Annotated in this window: 18 protein-coding genes; 8 read left to right on the forward strand and 10 right to left on the reverse strand. The window is 60.0% G+C overall.

Going from position 1 to position 17,198, the window contains the following annotated elements; all coding sequences use genetic code 11:
- The first annotated feature begins 49 nt into the window (after positions 1-49).
- Genes arsC through F8N21_RS00915 form a run of 3 tightly spaced genes read left to right on the forward strand, consistent with a single transcriptional unit; the run spans position 50 to position 1,423 of the window.
- Entirely contained in the window at positions 50-403 is a 354-nt protein-coding gene (arsC, locus tag F8N21_RS00905) for an arsenate reductase (glutaredoxin) (protein ID WP_150640306.1), read from the forward strand.
- On the forward strand, positions 400-1,005 hold the full coding sequence (wrbA, locus tag F8N21_RS00910; RefSeq protein ID WP_150640307.1) for an NAD(P)H:quinone oxidoreductase: 606 nt from the start codon (positions 400-402) through the stop codon (positions 1,003-1,005). The genes arsC and wrbA overlap by 4 nt, the downstream gene beginning before the upstream one ends.
- A complete protein-coding gene (locus F8N21_RS00915; RefSeq protein ID WP_150640308.1) occupies positions 998-1,423 on the forward strand; it encodes a DUF2069 domain-containing protein in 426 nt (141 codons plus the stop codon). Before wrbA ends, F8N21_RS00915 begins: the two co-directional genes overlap by 8 nt.
- 189 nt (positions 1,424-1,612) lie before the next feature.
- Here the strand turns inward: F8N21_RS00915 and F8N21_RS00920 are convergent, their stop codons facing one another.
- Together F8N21_RS00920 and ttcA are read right to left on the reverse strand one after the other, a co-directional pair.
- Complete coding sequence (locus tag F8N21_RS00920; RefSeq protein ID WP_150640309.1) at positions 1,613-2,284, reverse strand: DNA-3-methyladenine glycosylase I; 672 nt, start codon at positions 2,282-2,284, stop codon at positions 1,613-1,615.
- Between the two features lie 78 nt (positions 2,285-2,362).
- A complete protein-coding gene (gene ttcA / locus F8N21_RS00925; protein WP_150640310.1) occupies positions 2,363-3,187 on the reverse strand; it encodes a tRNA 2-thiocytidine(32) synthetase TtcA in 825 nt (274 codons plus the stop codon).
- A gap of 490 nt (positions 3,188-3,677) precedes the next feature.
- Between ttcA and F8N21_RS00930 the strand changes: the two genes are divergently transcribed.
- A complete protein-coding gene (locus F8N21_RS00930; RefSeq protein ID WP_150640311.1) occupies positions 3,678-4,280 on the forward strand; it encodes a Yip1 family protein in 603 nt (200 codons plus the stop codon).
- 168 nt (positions 4,281-4,448) lie between these two features.
- Entirely contained in the window at positions 4,449-4,943 is a 495-nt protein-coding gene (locus F8N21_RS00935; protein WP_150640312.1) for a SprT family zinc-dependent metalloprotease, read from the forward strand.
- A 287-nt stretch (positions 4,944-5,230) separates the two neighbouring features.
- Here F8N21_RS00935 and F8N21_RS00940 read toward each other — a convergent pair whose 3' ends face one another.
- Positions 5,231-6,412, reverse strand: a complete 1,182-nt coding sequence (locus F8N21_RS00940; protein ID WP_150640313.1) for a CaiB/BaiF CoA transferase family protein — start codon at positions 6,410-6,412, stop codon at positions 5,231-5,233.
- A gap of 150 nt (positions 6,413-6,562) precedes the next feature.
- Positions 6,563-7,897, reverse strand: coding sequence for a dicarboxylate/amino acid:cation symporter (locus tag F8N21_RS00945; protein WP_150640314.1), 1,335 nt, complete (start codon positions 7,895-7,897; stop codon positions 6,563-6,565).
- Between the two features lie 339 nt (positions 7,898-8,236).
- Here F8N21_RS00945 and F8N21_RS00950 point away from each other — a divergent pair, with 339 nt between their 5' ends.
- Positions 8,237-9,235, forward strand: a complete 999-nt coding sequence (locus F8N21_RS00950; RefSeq protein WP_150640315.1) for an AraC family transcriptional regulator — start codon at positions 8,237-8,239, stop codon at positions 9,233-9,235.
- A 147-nt stretch (positions 9,236-9,382) separates the two neighbouring features.
- Here F8N21_RS00950 and F8N21_RS00955 read toward each other — a convergent pair whose 3' ends face one another.
- The 3 genes from F8N21_RS00955 to F8N21_RS00965 all read right to left on the reverse strand — a co-directional run bounded on the left by F8N21_RS00955 (position 9,383) and on the right by F8N21_RS00965 (position 12,124).
- Positions 9,383-10,729, reverse strand: coding sequence for an ATP-binding protein (locus F8N21_RS00955; RefSeq protein WP_150640316.1), 1,347 nt, complete (start codon positions 10,727-10,729; stop codon positions 9,383-9,385).
- Positions 10,726-11,403: a response regulator gene (locus tag F8N21_RS00960; RefSeq protein WP_150640317.1), complete on the reverse strand. Its 678-nt coding sequence runs from the start codon at positions 11,401-11,403 to the stop codon at positions 10,726-10,728. The genes F8N21_RS00955 and F8N21_RS00960 overlap by 4 nt, the downstream gene beginning before the upstream one ends.
- 118 nt (positions 11,404-11,521) lie before the next feature.
- The gene (locus tag F8N21_RS00965; RefSeq protein ID WP_150640318.1) at positions 11,522-12,124 is read right to left on the reverse strand and encodes a hypothetical protein; all 603 of its coding nucleotides are present in this window, start codon (positions 12,122-12,124) and stop codon (positions 11,522-11,524) included.
- A 144-nt stretch (positions 12,125-12,268) separates the two neighbouring features.
- Here F8N21_RS00965 and F8N21_RS00970 point away from each other — a divergent pair, with 144 nt between their 5' ends.
- Positions 12,269-13,060, forward strand: a complete 792-nt coding sequence (locus tag F8N21_RS00970; protein ID WP_150640319.1) for a dienelactone hydrolase family protein — start codon at positions 12,269-12,271, stop codon at positions 13,058-13,060.
- A 214-nt stretch (positions 13,061-13,274) separates the two neighbouring features.
- The gene (locus F8N21_RS00980; RefSeq protein WP_150640320.1) at positions 13,275-14,000 is read left to right on the forward strand and encodes a 4'-phosphopantetheinyl transferase family protein; all 726 of its coding nucleotides are present in this window, start codon (positions 13,275-13,277) and stop codon (positions 13,998-14,000) included.
- Positions 14,001-14,131: 131 nt separating this feature from the next.
- On the opposite strand, the gene F8N21_RS00985 is transcribed toward F8N21_RS00980, so the two are convergent.
- The 3 genes from F8N21_RS00985 to F8N21_RS00995 all read right to left on the reverse strand — a co-directional run bounded on the left by F8N21_RS00985 (position 14,132) and on the right by F8N21_RS00995 (position 17,062).
- Complete coding sequence (locus F8N21_RS00985; RefSeq protein ID WP_150640321.1) at positions 14,132-15,742, reverse strand: ATP-binding protein; 1,611 nt, start codon at positions 15,740-15,742, stop codon at positions 14,132-14,134.
- Entirely contained in the window at positions 15,739-16,464 is a 726-nt protein-coding gene (locus F8N21_RS00990) for a response regulator (protein WP_150640322.1), read from the reverse strand. Before F8N21_RS00990 ends, F8N21_RS00985 begins: the two co-directional genes overlap by 4 nt.
- A 331-nt stretch (positions 16,465-16,795) precedes the next feature.
- On the reverse strand, positions 16,796-17,062 hold the full coding sequence (locus F8N21_RS00995) for a hypothetical protein (protein ID WP_150640323.1): 267 nt from the start codon (positions 17,060-17,062) through the stop codon (positions 16,796-16,798).
- Positions 17,063-17,198 lie beyond the last annotated feature (136 nt).

The raw sequence follows: 17,198 nt of genomic DNA on the forward strand, positions 1-17,198 counted from the left end.
CGTCACACAGGTAGAATAGCTGCCACCTTACGCAAGATGCGACCCGCACATGACCGATCTGACGCTTTATCACAACCCGCGCTGCTCGAAATCCCGCGGTGCGCTGGAACTGCTGCAAGCCCGTGGCCTGACTCCAACCGTGGTGCGCTACCTGGAAACCCCGCTGGATGCCCCGCAGCTGCAGAGCCTGCTGGGCAAATTGGGCATCAGAGCCCGAGAACTGCTGCGCACCGGCGAAGACGAATACAAGACCCTCAACCTGGCGGACAGCAGCCTGAGCGAGGAACAACTGATCGCCGCCATGGCCGCTCATCCGAAACTCATCGAGCGACCGATCCTGCAAATCGGCGATAAAGCCGTGATCGGTCGTCCACCGGAGAAAGTGCTGGAGCTCCTGCCGTGAGTGCGCCGTACATTCTGGTGCTGTATTACAGCCGCAATGGCTCGACCAGCGAAATGGCCCGGCAGATTGCTCGCGGAATCGAGCAAGGCGGGCTAGAAGCACGTTTGCGTACGGTGCCGGCGATTTCCACCGAATGTGAAGCAGTAGCGCCGAGCATCCCGGAAGAAGGCGCACTCTATGCCAGCCTCGACGACTTGAAGAACTGTTCAGGCCTGGCCCTGGGCAGCCCGACCCGCTTCGGCAACATGGCCGCGCCATTGAAGTACTTTCTCGATGGCACCAGTAACCTGTGGCTGACCGGCGCCCTGGTCGGCAAACCGGCCGGGGTCTTCACCTCCACCGCCAGCCTGCACGGGGGCCAGGAAGCCACCCTGCTGTCGATGATGTTGCCGTTGCTGCACCACGGCATGCTGATTACCGGCCTGCCCTACAGCGAATCGGCCTTGCTGGAAACCCGCGGTGGCGGCACCCCTTACGGCGCCAGCCACCACGCTGGAGCCGATGGCAAAAGCGCACTGGACGAACACGAAATCGCGCTGTGCCGGGCATTGGGCCTGCGTCTGGCGAAAACCGCCCTGCAATTGGAGAGCAACCGTGGCTAAAAAGCCCAAGATCCTGCCGCCAATCGAATGGCTGGAGCCGCGCGTGCGGGTCGCTCGCGTACTGAGCCTGATCTGCTTTCTCGGCCTGATCGGCCTGCTGTGCGCCTACTATCTGGTCGTCGCCGACCTGCATGGCGCGCGACCATGGGTGATTCTGCTGATCGAACTGGTGCCGCTGCTGCTAATGGCACCGGGTATGCTCAGCGGCAGCGCCCGCGGGCATTCATGGATGTGTTTTGTGGTGAATCTGTACTTCATCAAGGGCGCGCTGGCCGCCTACGACCCGAACCGACAGCTGTTTGGTCTGCTGGAAATGGCCGCCAGCCTGGCGCTGTTCTGCAGCGCGTTGCTGTACGTGCGCTGGCGGTTTCAGCTCAATCGCAAGTTGGCGGGGGAAGGTGGGGTCGCCACCACCTGACCGGACACCGCGGCCCCCCGTAGCAGCTGACGAGCAACGCGAGGCAGCGTTCGGCGGCGCAGCCGTCGCAAAACCTGCCACCGCAATTAACCTGAAAAATCGCGGAGTCAGGTTTTGCGAGCGCTGCGCGCTCGAACGCAGGCTTCGCCAGCTGCTACGGGGGGACGTTGCGCCTGTAATGACTCGGTCTCAATGGTTGACGGTATACGCCAGCATCATCGAGATCTGGCACATCGGCCGGCCACTCTCGGCATGCCACTGGTTGAAAGCGTTCTGCACGATCGCCAGATCCCGCAGGCTGGTCGGCACCTTGTCGACGATCTTCTGCGCATTCAGCGCCGCGACCACATCGTAGCTCGGCACGAATGTATCCTTGCCGACCATCCGCAGAAAGCGCGGCGCCGACAAACCACCCAATTGGTGACCATGCTTGGCCAGGTATTTCCACAGGCCGACGATATCGGTCACCGGCCACTCGGCGATCAGCTCACCGAAACTGCCCTTCTCTTGCGCTACATCCAGTACCAGCTGCGCATTGCGTGGCACGCTCTTGAGCTTGCCCAGGTGGCGAATGATCCGTGTGTCCTGCATCAACCGCTCAAGGTGCTCGGCGCCCATCAGCACGACTTTCTCCGGATCGAAGCCAAAGAACACCTCTTCGAATGCCGGCCATTTGGCGTCCACCAGACTGTGTTTGAGGCCGGCGCGGAACACCCTTAGCGCCAGGGTCGACAGATAACGGTCATCGCTGATCTTGCGCAATTGCGCCGCAGTCTTGGGGACAGGCAGATGGGCTTCCAGTTCGGCCGCCGAACCGAAACGGTTCAGACAATATTCGTGCAGCCACTTGTAATCGCGCATGCCCTCTCCTAATGACAAAAAACACAAACGGCGCTCAAGGGAGCGCCGCCAATCAGAATCACAGCACCGCAATATGGATCAGAGGTTCACCACATTGACGAATCGCGAGGCGGCCGTTTCGTCGATCCGCAGGCTGGTGAAATCAAACAGGTTGCGGTCTGCCAATTGTGACGGAATGACGTTCTGCAAGCTGCGGAAGATGCTTTCGGTCCGGCCCGGGGTCTTGCGCTCCCATTCCTGAAGCATTTCCTTGACCACCTGACGCTGCAGGTTTTCCTGAGAACCACAGAGGTTGCACGGGATGATCGGGAATTGTTTGAAGTCGGAGTAGGCCTGGATGTCCTTCTCGTTGCAGTACGCCAGCGGCCGGATCACTACGTTGCGACCGTCATCGGCGCGCAGCTTGGGCGGCATGGCTTTGAGCGAGCCGTTGTAGAACATGTTGAGGAAGAAGGTTTCGACGATGTCATCACGGTGGTGACCGAGGGCCATCTTGGTCGCGCCGATCTCGTCGGCGAAGGTGTACAGCGTGCCACGGCGCAGGCGCGAGCACAGCGAGCAGGTGCTCTTGCCTTCGGGAATCAGCTCCTTGACCACCGAATAGGTGTCTTTTTCGACGATGTGGAATTCCACACCCAGGGTTTTCAGATAAGCCGGCAGCACATGCTCGGGAAAACCCGGCTGCTTCTGGTCCATGTTCACTGCAACGATCTCGAACCTGATCGGTGCCACCTTCTGAAAGTGCAGCAGCACGTCGAGCAGGGTGTAACTGTCCTTGCCACCGGACAGGCAGACCATGACCTTGTCGCCGTCTTCGATCATTCTGAAATCGGCGACGGCCTCACCGGCCTGCCGACGAAGGCGTTTCTGCAGCTTGTTCTGGTTGACCGTAAGAGTGCCCATGGCGCTGAAATCCGCGAAGGTGGGTGACGAAAAGCCGAGTATTTTACGCAAAAATCTTCTGGCAGCGAAGAGCCCTGACGATCCCGGCAGACCATCGCAACCCCTATGGTGAGGGGCTTAATGTGGCGAGGGGGCTTGCCCCCGCTGGGGCGCGGAGCGGCCCTGAAACCTGAGAACCGGTTCTTCCTGACACACCGCATATGCAGGTTTTACGACTGCTCCGCAGCCGAACGGGGCGATGCGGCGTTCCGACAAGCCCCCTCGCCACAGAAAGCTCCGCCACCACAAAGAGTTGCATGTTTCCAGAAGATGCCGCGATTAAGCCACGCTTTTACAGCGCGATTTGCTCTAAAGCGCCGTACCGTTGCAAGCAACTCCTTTCTATACTGCGACATAAGGTCGCACACATATAGACCTTTACTTGCTCAGGCCGCTTGGCCCGTAAGCGCTCCACTGGGGGGCGATGGCAATAACAATAGGAGTGACTGGCATGATCCATCACGTCGTGGGGCTCTTCACCCACCCTGATCAAGAATGGCGAGAAATCCGTGGCGACGCAGAGGAAAGCATCAGCCACATGTACCTCACCCACACGCTGATCCTCGCAGCGATTCCAGCAGTTTCAGCTTTTATCGGTACCACTCAGGTCGGCTGGGTTATTGGTAACCGCGCGCCGGTCATGCTCACTCAGGAAAGTGCGCTGTGGATGACAATCATGTCCTACCTGGCCATGCTCGGCGGCGTAGCCGTGATGGGCGCCTTCATTCACTGGATGGCCCGGACCTATGACGCAAGTCCCAGCCTGGCTCGTTGCGTCGCGTTTGCCACCTACACCGCTACGCCTCTCTTCGTCGGAGGACTTGCGGCGCTGTATCCCCACATGTGGCTGGGAATGATCGTCGGTACCGCGGCGATCTGTTACACGGTGTACCTGCTGTATGTCGGCTTGCCGACCTTCATGAACATTCCATCGGATGAGGGTTTTCTGTTTTCAAGCTCGGTGCTGGCCGTAGGGTTGGTCGTGCTGGTCGCGATCATGGCCTTTACCGTAATTGTCTGGGGCCTGGGCGTCGGCCCGGTCTATACCAACTGACGGGGCAATTCACCAGGGCAACAGACGCTGTCTATAAAACAAATAGAAATCTGCCAACACAGGCCGCCGCAAGGCGGCCTTTTAATGATGGATGACCATTGAGCGCTTGAACGATTCGGAATGCGCCGGGTTTGCGGCATACTCGGCATCTCTGGAGATCCGTACAGCATGCCCGAGCAACTCAATACACGCGTCGAAGACTGTTTCCAACTAGCCGAATCCTTTTTCAAACGACCTTTCAAACGCCCGGTGGTCAGCCTCAAGCTGCGCGGCCAGAAAGCCGGCGTTGCGCATTTGCATGAAAACCTGCTGCGATTCAATCCGCAATTGTACCGGGAAAATAGCGAAGACTTCCTCAAGCAGACCGTGGCCCACGAAGTCGCGCACCTGATCGCCCATCAACTGTTCGGCGAGCATATCCAGCCCCATGGCGAAGAGTGGCAATTGATCATGCGCGGGGTCTATGAGCTGCCGCCCAATCGCTGTCACACCTATGCGATCAAGCGCCGCACCGCCACCCGTTACATCTACCGTTGCCCGTGCGCCGACAGCGACTTCCCGTTCTCGGCCCAGCGCCACAGCCTGGTGCGGCAGGGGCGCAGGTATCTGTGCCGGCGCTGTCGCAATACATTGGTGTTCAGTGGGGAGATGCGGGTGGAGTGATTCTGGCCGACATTTTTGCAGATCATTCGGACGCCTTCGCGGGCTTGCCCTAATGCCAGTCAGTTAAGGAGTTTCAGGTTCAGCACTGTCCCCCGTAGCAGCTGCCGAAGGCTGCGTCCGGCTGCGAAGCAGTCGCAAATCCTGCTTGCACGGTTTGTCTGGAATACCGCAGCGCCTGATTTTACGACTGCTGCGCAGCCGGACGCAGGCTTCGCCAGCTGCTACGGTTCGCGTAACGTCTTAACTGACTGGCATTAGGGCTTGCCCGCTCCCGCAGGGATACTGCGCTAACCAATCACCCTGGCACTGCGCAGCTCTTCAATTCGCTGTGCGCTGTACCCTAGTTCGGCCAACACCTCCTCGGTATGCGCGCCCACGGTCGCGCCAATATGCCGGGGCTCAGGCAATCCGCCGGAAAACTTCAACGGACAAGCCATCTGCGGCTGGGTACTGCCATCACCCCGAGGCACCTGGCTGACCAGTTGCCGAGCCTTCAGCTGTGGATGCTCGACGGCTTCGGCGAGGCTGAGCACCGGTTCGACGCAGGCATCGACACTGGCGAACAACTCGCACAGCTGGGCAAAATCATGCTTCTCGAACTCGATTTGCAATGCCAGCTTGAGCGCTTGTTGCTGTGCGGGTACGGGAGACAAACCTTGTGCCGCCAATTCCGGACGTCCCAGCGCTGTGCAGAGTTGCTGCATGAACGCCGGTTCAAGACTGCCCACCGATAACCAGCGGCCGTCGCGACTGCGGTAATAGTCATAGAAGCTGCCACCGTTGAGCATCTGGTTCTCGCGCTCGGGCTCGACCCCACAGGCCAGGTAACCGGCACCGGCCATGGCGTTAAGGCTGAACGCGCAGTCGGTCATGCTCACGTCCAGGTACTGGCCCTGACCGCTGTGCTGCCGGGCAATCACCGCCGCCAGCAAACCGATCACGCCGTGCAGCGATCCACCAGCAATGTCCGCCGCCTGAATCCCCAGGGGCAACGGGCCGCTGTCCCGGCGTCCGGTATAGCTGGCCAGCCCGGCCAAGGCCAGGTAGTTGATGTCATGGCCGGCGCGATCCTGGTACGGGCCGGTCTGGCCATAACCAGTGATAGAGACATAGATCAGTTTCGGATTGATCGCCTTCAAGGCTTCGTAACCCAACCCCAGACGCTCCATCACCCCCGGCCGGAACTGCTCCAGGACGATGTCGTAGTCCTGCACCAGTTGCTTGACCACCTCCAGCGCCGCGGGTTGCTTCAAGTCCAGCGCCAGGCTGCGCTTGTTGCGGTTGAGGTAGGCATGGCTGGCGGAAATCCCCTGGTCATGGGGCGGCAATACCCGCAACAAGTCCATGCGGGTCAGCGATTCGATGCGCAAGACCTCGGCGCCCATATCGGCCAGCAACAGCGAGGCGAACGGCCCCGGTAGCAAGGTGGAGAAATCCAGTACTTTGAGTGTTGCCAGAGGACCTTGCATGAGCGCTTCACCATTCGATCGGTTGCTCCCAGAGTAAGCACCCGGCAGCCCTGGGGCAATCACCACACGCATCCGCCGGACTGACCGTTACGCTCAAACCCCGCAAATGAAAAAACCCGCCGAAAGCGGGTTTTTCATTACAACACAGTGTTACTTGACGGACGCTGGGGTCGGGCCCTCAGCTACACCCAGATCGTCTTCTTCACGGGTGTCGGAGATACTACGACCACCGGAAGCCAGTTCGGCCTGCAGCGTGTCTACGTCCAGTTCCTTGACCCACTTGGCCACGACCAGGGTCGCCACCGCGTTACCCACCAGGTTGGTCAGGGCACGGGCTTCGGACATGAAGCGGTCGATACCCAGGATCAGCGCCAGGCCGGCCACTGGCAGGGTGCCAACGGCGGACAGGGTGGCGGCCAACACGATGAAGCCGCTACCGGTCACACCGGCGGCGCCTTTGGAGGACAGCAGCAGCACCAGCAGCAAGGTGATCTGGTGAGTGAGGTCCATGTGCGAGTCAGTCGCCTGAGCGATAAATACCGCGGCCATGGTCAGGTAGATCGAAGTACCGTCGAGGTTGAAGGAGTAACCGGTCGGGATCACCAGACCCACTACCGATTTCTGCGCACCCAGGCGTTCCATCTTGATCAGCATGCGTGGCAGAACCGATTCCGAAGAAGAGGTACCCAGGACAATCAGCAGTTCTTCACGGATGTAGCGGATCAACTTGAGGATGCTGAAGCCGTGGGCACGAGCGATGCTGCCCAGAACCACCAGCACGAACACCAGACAGGTGATGTAGAAGCAGATCATCAGCTGGCCGAGCTGGACCAGCGAACCGACACCGTAGGCACCGATGGTGAAGGCCATGGCGCCGAAGGCACCGATTGGCGCAAGTTTCATGATCATGTTGATGATGTTGAACATCACGTGGGCGAAACGATCGATGAAGTCCAGCACCGGTTTGCCGTAGGCACCGAGGCGATGCAGGGCAAAACCGAAGATCACCGAGAACATCAGCACTTGCAGAATATCGCCATTGGCGAAGGCGCCGACGATGGTGTTCGGGATCACGTTGAGGATGAAGCTGACAATGCTCTGGTCTTTACCGGCAGTGACGTAGGCGGCGACTTTGGAGGCATCCAGGGTCGTCACGTCGATGTGCATGCCGGCACCCGGCTGTACGACGTTGACCACCACCAGACCGATCAGCAAGGCAATGGTGGAGACGATTTCGAAGTACAGCAGCGCGTAGCCACCGGTTTTGCCCACCGACTTCATGTTCTGCATGCCAGCGATGCCGCTGACGACGGTGCAGAAGATGATCGGCGCGATAACCATTTTGATCAGTTTGATGAACCCGTCACCGAAGGGCTTGAGCGCCACGCCGGTCTCAGGGTAGAAGTGGCCGAGCAGAATGCCGAAAACGATGGCAACGATTACCTGCAGATACAGGGATTTGTACAGTGGCTGGCGAGTCGTCATTGCAGAGTTCCTCAAGTGTGTCGCCCGGCAATCATCCGACTGACGCCCACGACACCTAAAGTGCGAACCCTCCTGCATTGGAGGGATTTGTTTTTGGCGAGCTGCACGCTGGCAGACCTCTGTCACTCCTATCGCAAAGCCCGTGCCACCTTGCCGAAAAACCCTGAAAGCCTTCAGCCATCCGGGGTAGCCAGTTGTTGACCGGAACATTCCCCGGGCTCGATGTGGCGGATATCCGCCTATCGATAGATCATCGCCCTACAATTTGGCGGATATCCGCCTTGTCCATCGACGGGGGGCGTGGCTAACATCCGTCCCTCAATGGACGGATCTACCCTCATGCGCGAACGTACCATCGCCAGTCACTTTGCCCGCGCCGCCCTCGGTGGTGCGCGCAGGCAGGGCTATGACTATTCGGGCTTGCTGCAACAGCTTGGTATCCATGCCGAGTTGCTGGACGAACCCAAAGCGCGTATCGCCCCCGAACAATTCACCGCGCTCCTGCAATCGCTCTGGCAGGCACTGGATGACGAGTACCTGGGTTTCGGCCACGGCCCGAGCAAACGCGGGACCTTCGCCATGATGTGCCACACCGCGATCCATTGCCGGACCCTGGACAAAGCACTCAGCCGCGGCTTGCTATTTTATAGCCTGTTCCCGAACGCTCCCCGTCTGAGCCTGGTCCGCGAGGGTGAAATGGCCCGGCTGAGTCTGGACGATTCGCAGTTTTGGGACCCGGAGCACTTTCTCAGCGAATGCTTGCTGGTGATCTGGCATCGACTCGGCAGTTGGCTGATTGGCCAGCGCATTCGCCTGGAGCAAGCCACATTCAGCTACTCCAGGCCCGAACACAGCGCCGAGTACGACCTGCTGTTCCCTTGTCCGCTGGAGTTTTCCACATCCAACAGCAGCCTGCTGTTTCACAGTCGCTACCTGAGCATGCCGCTGCTGCAGGACGAACGCACGCTCAAGCGCTTCCTGGAACGCTCACCGGCCGATCTGCTGTCGCGACCCGATGACGGCGACAGCTTGAGCAGCCAGTTACGTCGCTTGCTCAGCCGTGACAGCGCGCGCTGGCCGGATCTTGAATCGGTCGCTCAACACCTGCACATCAGTGCGCAAACCCTGCGCCGGCATTTGCGCGAAGAAGGTTCGAGCTTTCAGGAATTGAAGGACCAACTGCGCCGAGACATTGCGATTTATCACCTCAGACGCGCCGATCTGTCGTTGCAACAGATCGCCGAGCAGCTCGGTTTTTCCGAGCCCTCGGCCTTTCACCGGGCGTTCAAGAAATGGACCGGGCTGACACCGGGGGCTTATCGGGCGCAGGAGATTTGAGCGCCGGAAGATCAAAAGATCGCAGCCTGCGGCAGCTCCTACAGGGGTCGTCGTACATCCATGAATCACGGGTGTACTCGGTCGGCGTAGGAGCTGCCGCAGGCTGCGATCTTTTCAGGTTCGCCCCATTCGACGGGTGAAATGCATTCAGCCCCCCAAAAAATGAATCCGGAACGCCGCCCCGCCCAAGGGTGAATCATCCAGCGTCAACTGCGCGCCATAACTTTCGATGATGTCCTTGACCACCGCCAGGCCTATCCCCTGCCCCGGATGCTGGCGGTCCAGTCGCTCTCCGCGCTGAAGTATCCGCGCACGCTGATCCGGCGGCACACCGGGGCCATCATCTTCCACGCACAGCTCGGCACCACTCAAGGTTTCGCGCACGCTGATGCGGATCTCGCTCAGGCACAGGCGGTAGGCGTTCTCCAGCAGGTTACCGAGTAACTCGAGCAAGGCGCCCTGCTCGATCGGCACGTAATAGTGCTCCGGCAGGTCGAACGACACCCGCACCCGCTTGTCGCGATAAACTTTGTCCAGGGTGTCGCACAGACTTTGCAGCACCGGTTGCAGGCGCACCTGATGGCGTATCAGACCGCTTTTACGCAGGCTGGCGCGCTGCAACTGGTAGCCGATCTGCTGGCTCATGCGCTCGATCTGGGTTTGCAGCACCCTGGCCTGATCCCGGTCCTGGGGGCGCCGGGCCATGTCCTCACTGACCCCCTGCAAGACCGTCAATGGGGTTTTCAAGCTATGGGCCAGATCATCCAGGGAATCGCGATAACGACTGCGCTGCTCGTGCTCGCTGTGCAACAAGCGGTTCAGCGAGCCGGTCAATCGCAGCAGCTCACGAGGGTGCTCTTCGCTGAGGCTTTCACGGGTGCCGCTCTCGATCTGGTCCAGTTCCTGACTCAAGCGCCGCAAGGCCTGCAAGCCCCAGGTCAAACCCACCCAGAGCAGCACCAGCAACACCAATAGCGCGGCACCGAACCCCAGGTAGAGATTTTCCCGCAGCCCTTCCAGGGTCAGCTGATACTCGCGTACCGGTTGCAGGGCAACAATACTGAACGCCGCGCTTTTGCCGCCGAGCAATTTGACCTCGACGTCATAAGCGAAGAACTCCTGGCCATTGGTCTCGCGAAACCGTGAGAATTCATTGCCACGCCCGTCGTAACGCGGCATGTAGTTGATGTTTTCTTCCCGAGTCGCCTTCGAGCGCCAGACCAGACGCCCTTCGCGGTCATAGATGTAGCCGAGCAAACGGCTATCGGTGAGGTTGAAGCGCTCATCCGGCAGCTGTTCCGGCATCTGCAATTGGTTATTCTCGACCCGCGCGGCGGAAATCAGTGTAGTCGCATCCGAAGCCAGACGCTGCTCGATGGACTCCTGCAACGCCAGGCTGAACGCCCCTTGCATGGCTGGCAACAGCGCCAGCATGAACAACACGGCCAAGGTGGTCGCCGCCAGCATCAGGCGCAAACGTAACGAACGAATCACCGGCAGCGCTCGTTGAACAGATAACCCAGGCCACGCACGGTATCGATCGGTTTGAATCCGGCCGGCCCCTCCAGTTTACGTCGCAGGCGCCCGACCAGCACCTCGATCACATTCGGATCACGCTCGTCATCGTCCGGGTACAGCTGCTCCATCAAGCGGTCCTTGGCCACTACTTGCTGGTGATGGCGCATCAGGTATTCGAGAATCCGGTATTCATAGGCGGTCAAGGCCAGCGACTGGTCGTCGAGGGTTGCCTGCTTGCGATTCAGATCGAGCAGCAAAGGCCCGGCAATGATGGTCGACTGGGTAAATCCGCTGGAGCGGCGCAGCAAGGCATTCAAACGCGCATCCAGTTCTTCGAACTGGAACGGCTTGACCACATAATCGTCGGCGCCGGCGGCCAGGCCTTCGACCTTGTCCTGCCAGTTGCCGCGGGCGGTGAGGATCAGGATCGGGAAAGTCTTGCCTCTGCAACGCAGCTGACGAATCAGATCGAGGCCCCCCATGCCCGGCAGGCCGAGGTCGATCACGGCCAAGTCATGATTGAACTGCTCGCTCTGGTACAACGCTTCTTCGGCATTGGCCACGGCCTCGACCACATGACCACTGTCCGTGAGTCGGGTTTGCAGGTGATGGCGCAGCAGCGCCTCATCTTCGACTACCAGCAGTTTCATAACGCTCTCCCAGGCAAAACCCACATTTCCATGGGCGCTTCATCGCGCCCTGATCACTTATAAGGTAACGCCGGGTCCCCGTCGGCCGATCCGGCGTCGATCCAGTCCGGACCAGTCTTCAGAAAGCGTAATTGGCGGACAGGTAGGTTTGTGCGCTGCTGTTCAAGCCCAGCGAACCCTGTTTGCTGCCACCACGCTCGCTTATTTCAGTGCTGGCATTGCTGCGCAGATAACGGTAACCCAGTTCTATCGAGGTGTTTTGCGAAACTTGTTGCAAGACACCAGCCTGCACGCCAAACGCATAACCGATGTTGCTGTCACGGCTGTAGCCCGGGGATTCCTGAGTCAGTTTGGTCAGCCCGGCCGAACCACCGCCGAACAGTTTGGTGCTGCTGGTCACTGGCAGGAACATATCGTAACTGCCCAGGAGATTTTCCTGCCGCAGTTTCAGGCCGTTGTGAGCGCCGGAAACATTGTCATAGGTGCCGTAAATACGGCCCTCGTCATTCTGCCGGCCAACGCGCAGACCCCAGGTGGTGTCTTTGCCGATCACTCCGTCGGCATTGGGACGGTCCAGGTTGCTGTTGACCGGGCTGGATTTTTTCACCTTGTCGCTGGTCTGGCCCAGGGTCAGGCTGGCGAAGTTGCTGTCAGAAGCCTGGACCACGGCACTGGCGCCAATAACAGTGATAGCCAGAATGAATTTCGTGAAAGTCGTCATGGTTGATTTCCTTATGCGCTTTGCGCTGTTTGGGTACGAAGCCAGACTAACCAGCGCCTCCTGAACTCCTGCTGAACACTCTCTGAACCCGAGCTGAACCAAATCGACTAGGCTTTCAGAAGACCTTTCAAAGGAGGGCTGACCATGCGCGTGTTACTGGCTTTGCTATTACTGGCACTGAGCGGACTGGGCCAAGCGGCGATCAAGACCCAGGAAATCCCCTATCAGAGTCCCGATGGCAGCAAGCTGATCGGTTACTACGCCTATGACGACAGCCTCAAGGGTCCGCGCCCCGGCATAGTCGTGGTCCATGAGTGGTGGGGATTGAACGACTACGTCAAACGCCGGGCGCGTGACCTGGCCGCCCTGGGATACAGCGCGCTGGCCATCGATATGTTCGGCGATGGCAAGAACACCGAACACCCGAAAGACGCCATGGCCTTTCTGCAGGCGGCGACCAAAGACAGCGCGGCAACCAGTGCGCGCTTCAAGGCCGGGCTTGAGCTATTGAAAAAACAACCACAGACCGACCCGAACAAACTCGCCGCCATCGGCTACTGTTTTGGCGGCAAAGTCGTGCTGGATGCCGCGCGTCAGGGCGTGCCGCTGGCCGGCGTCGTGAGTTTCCACGGCCCGCTGGCAACCACCACCCCGGCCACCCCTGGTAGCGTCAAGGCCAAGATACTGGTGGAGCACGGCGTACTGGACAGCCTGGTCACGGCGGATAACGTCAGCGCCTTCAAGGCCGAAATGGACAAGGCCGGAGCCGACTATAAATTCGTCAGCCTCGACGGCGCCAAACATGGCTTCAGCAACCCGGATTCCGATCGCCTGAGCCACGGCGAACATGGCGGGCCTGACATCGCCTACAACAAGGCGGCCGACGAGCGCTCGTGGGCGGATATGCAGGCGTTCCTCAAGAAGATCCTTGGGTGATCGGCCTGCCAGCAAGAAAATCCTGAGCCACACATCAATCCTGTGGCGAGGGAGCTTGCTCCCGCTGGGTCGCGAAGCGGCCCCAAACCGGCCATCGGGATTCTTCAGATAGCTCGCGGTAGCCGGTTTACGGCTGCTGCGCACCCGAGCGGGAGCAAGCTCCCTCGCCACAGGCTACTACCCAGCTTCGCCGCAACCCGGCAAAATGCCCGACATGAATCCACACCCGACCCTTCCCACCTGCTGCACTCCACTCGATGCCCACTGGCCGTTGCCTGACGCTCTGCCGGGCACGGTGCTGCTGGGGACTCATTTCGATCCATCACAGCTGACAGCCGATGATTTCCGCCGCAGCGCCATTGAGCCACCCGCGAGCATTCAGCGTTCGGTGGCCAAGCGTCAGGCGGAGTTTCTCGCCGGGCGCCTGTGTGCCCGGGCGGCCCTGCAGCAGCTTGAGGGACTCGATTGTTGCCCGGCCATTGGCGAGGACCGCGCACCGGTGTGGCCGGCGCACCTCTGCGGTTCGATCACCCACAGCACCGGCCGGGCTGCGGCCATTGTGGCGCGCAAGGAACATTGGCGCGGGTTGGGGATGGATCTGGAAAACCTGCTCAACGTCGAGCGCGCCCGGCGGCTGGCGGGTGAAATCCTCATCCCGGCGGAACTGCAACGCATGGCCGCCGGCCCCGCCGAGCAGATCGCGCTGCTGGTGACGCTGACGTTCTCGGTGAAGGAAAGCCTGTTCAAGGCGCTGTACCCGATCGTCCGGCAACGCTTCTACTTCGAGCATGCCGAACTGCTTGAATGGAGCGAAAGCGGGCAGGCTCGCCTGCGCCTGCTGACCGATCTTTCCAGCGAATGGCGCCATGGCAGTGAGCTCGACGCGCAATTTAGCGTGAGGGATGGGCAGTTGTTGAGCCTGGTGAGCATCAAGGCCTGAGGTTTTTAGCGCCTCTATGTAGGAGCGAGCTTGCTCGCGATGGACTCAAGGTCGGCGCGGTTATTCAGAAAACCGCGTTATCGTTAATGTCCATCGCGAGCAAGCTCGCTCCCACGGTCAGCCAAAACCTCTCAACTCTTCTCCTGATGCCGCGGCCAGCTCAGGCTGAAACAGGCGCCTCCGAGGTTCTTGCTCTTGCTGATCAACGCCCGGCCGTCATGCCAGTGGATGATCCGCCGCACAATCGACAACCCCAGGCCATGCCCACCGGACGCGCGAGTGCGGCTGTCGTCCAGGCGCAGGAACGGGGTGAAGATTCGCTCCCAGGCGCTTTCCGGCACTCCCGGACCGTCGTCCTCGACATCCACCCGACAGCGCAGCTGACCCACCTGATAGCTGATGGACACCTGCGACTCGGCGTGGCGCATGGCGTTGCTCACCAGGTTCTGCAGCGCGCGATGCAAGTAGCGCGGCTCGGCCTCGACCCAGGCGTCGTCACAGTCGGCGGCCGACAGACAAAGACCCCGCTGAACCTTGACGTCGGCGCGCAACGGCGCCAGTTCGCTGATCACCTGATTGACCAGCGCATCCAGATCGACCCGCTGGAAGTTCAGTGCCGGCGAGCCCTGTTCCAGGCGGGCATAAGTGAGCATTTCATCCACCAGCCGGTCGAGATCCTGGATATCGTTGTCCATGCCTACCCGGTATTTCTCCCGCGCCTGCTCGGTGGTGGCGGAACCAATCATCTCCAGACCGAAACGCAAACGCGCCACCGGCGTGCGCAACTCGTGGGACACCGCCCGCACCAGTTCGCGCTGAATCGCCAGCAAGCGTTGCAAGTGCTCGGCCATGCCATTGAATGCAGCGGCCAGACGTCCGATCGAATCAGCCCCCCGGGCCGGCACGCGGGTTTCCAGACTGCCCTGGGCAATCCGCGTGGCGGCCGACTCCAGCCCGCTCAAGCGTCGTTCCAGTTGCCGCACCAGCAGATACACAATCAAGCCGATCAGGCTCAGGCCAAGCGCAGCAATCAACACCAGCCACTCGGGCGGATAAGGGTTCATCTGATACAGCGGACCGATTTCCAGGACCCAGGGTGTGCCGACCATTCCGGCAAATACTCGAATCGAATCGCCGCCCTTGCCCAGCGCCATCACCGTGTCGCCTTCGGAGACCCGGCGACGCTGGTCTTCATCCATGTCCGCCTGATCCAGGGTCACCAGCTGCAGCTCGAAGCCAAAGCCCTTGTCCGCCTTCAGCGCTGCCAGGCGGTGCGGTTGCTCGGCTACCGGGAAGCGCACCAGCTCATCGGCCAACAGGTAAATAGTGGCCCGCGCCAGTTGCTCGCTGATTTGCTGTACTTCACCAGTGAGCACAAGCTGCTCTTTATTACTGACCAACCGATAGACCTTCGCCGCGTGCGGACCGGTCTGTTCGACCAGCGCCTGACCGCGCAGCACGCGATTGCGCTGCCCCAGATCGAGGCTGGTCTGGGAGAAGGTCTGCAGGGCCAGGGGAATCCCCAGCAACCGCTCCCACACCAGCAGCGCCCGGCGCCGTTCCATCTCGGTCATCGGTTGCAGGTTGTCGGCCATCAATGAAAACGTACCGTGCGCCAGACGCTCACGGTACTGCTCGCCGCGTACCTGATTGAGCAGGTGCAAGGCCAGTACACCAAGCACCGCCACCAGAATCAGCGCCGCGCACATACCGCCATAGATGCGCAGGAAAATCGAGTTCACCGCGGCAGGTCTGTGCAGGCTTCAGGGACGAACAGGTAGCCTTTGCTGCGAATGGTCTTGATCAACCGTGGATGAATCGGGTCATCGCCGATCTTCGGACGGATGCGCGAGATCCGCACATCAATGGAACGGTCCTGTCCGTCGTAACCGATACCGCGCAGTGCGGTGAAAATCTCTTCACGGGAAAGAATCCGCCCGGCATTGGCCACCAGCAGCCACAGCAGATCGAACTCGGCACCGGTCAGCTCGATGCCATTGTCATGCAACCAGGCTTCGCGCAAAGCGTTGTCCACCACCAGCGGGCCGAACTGCAGACGCCGGAGTTTTTCCGGCGCCGCCGGTTCCGCCGGCTCGCTGCGCCGCAGCAGGGCCTGGATGCGTGCCAGCAGCAAGCGCGGGTGCACCGGTTTACAGACATAATCATCGGCGCCCATGTCCAGGCCCAGGATCTGGTCCATGTCGTCGGTACGCGCAGTGAGCATCAGGATCGGCCCGTCATAACGATCGCGTACCTTGCGACAGATACTCAGGCCGTCTTCACCGGGGAGCATCAGGTCGAGGATGACCAGATCCGGCTGCTCGGCAATGATCCGCGCCGCCGCCAGGGCTCCGTTGCCCTCGATAGCCACCCGCAGTCCGTTACTCTCCAGGTACTCGCGGGTCAACTCAGCCAGACGCTGGTCATCCTCGACAATCAATACCTGCCAGGCTTCTTGCTCCACCGGTGACCTCTGCTTGTCAAAACCACATTCAGGAAGGATCCACCCGTCTTTTTGTAATGATTGGAGTGGGTAATACAGCCTATAGAACATCCGATTGTAGCAACGGCCACCCTGGAGTACACAAGCCGGCAAATGCGCTCGGTAACTGGTTTTTTTTGTGATAGGGTTCGCGCCCGCAAAAATCCGCCCAGGACAGTTTTCGGCGGCAAAAATCAATGACAAACGGTCTACTCCAGCGCACTCAAGGCCTACGCGATGTTTGCGGATTTCATGCACAATTTACCCACACTTTATCCACAGGTAGCACGTTGCAATCCGGGGCCAAAACGCATTATCTTGTAGCCCGGCGATAAAAAAACCCTACATGTAGGGTTTTGCACAAAAAAACCAAACACAAATCAGACAAGGAACTCAAGCGCTTTCTTGCTTCTGTTTGGTTGAACCAAACACTTTTTCCGAAGACCAAACCGCGCCTGCGGATGGCTGCTGTTTTCCCGCCGCTGACGGCGAAAACGGTACGGGTGTTGCGGTACTGATTAGTGTCACCTTCAAGAATTCGGCTTTCAGCCCTGCGGCTGGAAACCAAAGACTTCGGCATGGAAGCGACGCCCGAAAGAGCTCCTTCCTCCTGTCCCGAAGTGGTTATGCCCGGCGCTTGCCGGTTGTAGTGCTTCAGGACGGAACGGTGGGCACCGTGATGGTGCCCAAACAAACATAGAGAACGTGGAGACACC

Source organism: Pseudomonas fluorescens, assembly GCF_902497895.1.
In the GTDB taxonomy this organism is placed as follows: Bacteria; Pseudomonadota; Gammaproteobacteria; order Pseudomonadales; family Pseudomonadaceae; genus Aquipseudomonas; species Aquipseudomonas fluorescens_BP.

What these genes read in the sequence shown, in the direction of transcription:
- F8N21_RS00970 (WP_150640319.1), top strand. Translation starts at nt 12,269, where the DNA reads ATGCGCGTGTTACTGGCTTTGCTATTACTGGCACTGAGCGGACTGGGC.
- ttcA (WP_150640310.1), bottom strand. Translation starts at nt 3,187, where the DNA reads ATGGGCACTCTTACGGTCAACCAGAACAAGCTGCAGAAACGCCTTCGT.
- arsC (WP_150640306.1), top strand. Translation starts at nt 50, where the DNA reads ATGACCGATCTGACGCTTTATCACAACCCGCGCTGCTCGAAATCCCGC.
- F8N21_RS00960 (WP_150640317.1), bottom strand. Translation starts at nt 11,403, where the DNA reads ATGAAACTGCTGGTAGTCGAAGATGAGGCGCTGCTGCGCCATCACCTG.
- F8N21_RS00945 (WP_150640314.1), bottom strand. Translation starts at nt 7,897, where the DNA reads ATGACGACTCGCCAGCCACTGTACAAATCCCTGTATCTGCAGGTAATC.
- F8N21_RS00930 (WP_150640311.1), top strand. Translation starts at nt 3,678, where the DNA reads ATGATCCATCACGTCGTGGGGCTCTTCACCCACCCTGATCAAGAATGG.
- F8N21_RS00980 (WP_150640320.1), top strand. Translation starts at nt 13,275, where the DNA reads ATGAATCCACACCCGACCCTTCCCACCTGCTGCACTCCACTCGATGCC.
- F8N21_RS00935 (WP_150640312.1), top strand. Translation starts at nt 4,449, where the DNA reads ATGCCCGAGCAACTCAATACACGCGTCGAAGACTGTTTCCAACTAGCC.
- F8N21_RS00950 (WP_150640315.1), top strand. Translation starts at nt 8,237, where the DNA reads ATGCGCGAACGTACCATCGCCAGTCACTTTGCCCGCGCCGCCCTCGGT.
- F8N21_RS00995 (WP_150640323.1), bottom strand. Translation starts at nt 17,062, where the DNA reads ATGCCGAAGTCTTTGGTTTCCAGCCGCAGGGCTGAAAGCCGAATTCTT.
- F8N21_RS00965 (WP_150640318.1), bottom strand. Translation starts at nt 12,124, where the DNA reads ATGACGACTTTCACGAAATTCATTCTGGCTATCACTGTTATTGGCGCC.
- F8N21_RS00940 (WP_150640313.1), bottom strand. Translation starts at nt 6,412, where the DNA reads ATGCAAGGTCCTCTGGCAACACTCAAAGTACTGGATTTCTCCACCTTG.
- F8N21_RS00920 (WP_150640309.1), bottom strand. Translation starts at nt 2,284, where the DNA reads ATGCGCGATTACAAGTGGCTGCACGAATATTGTCTGAACCGTTTCGGT.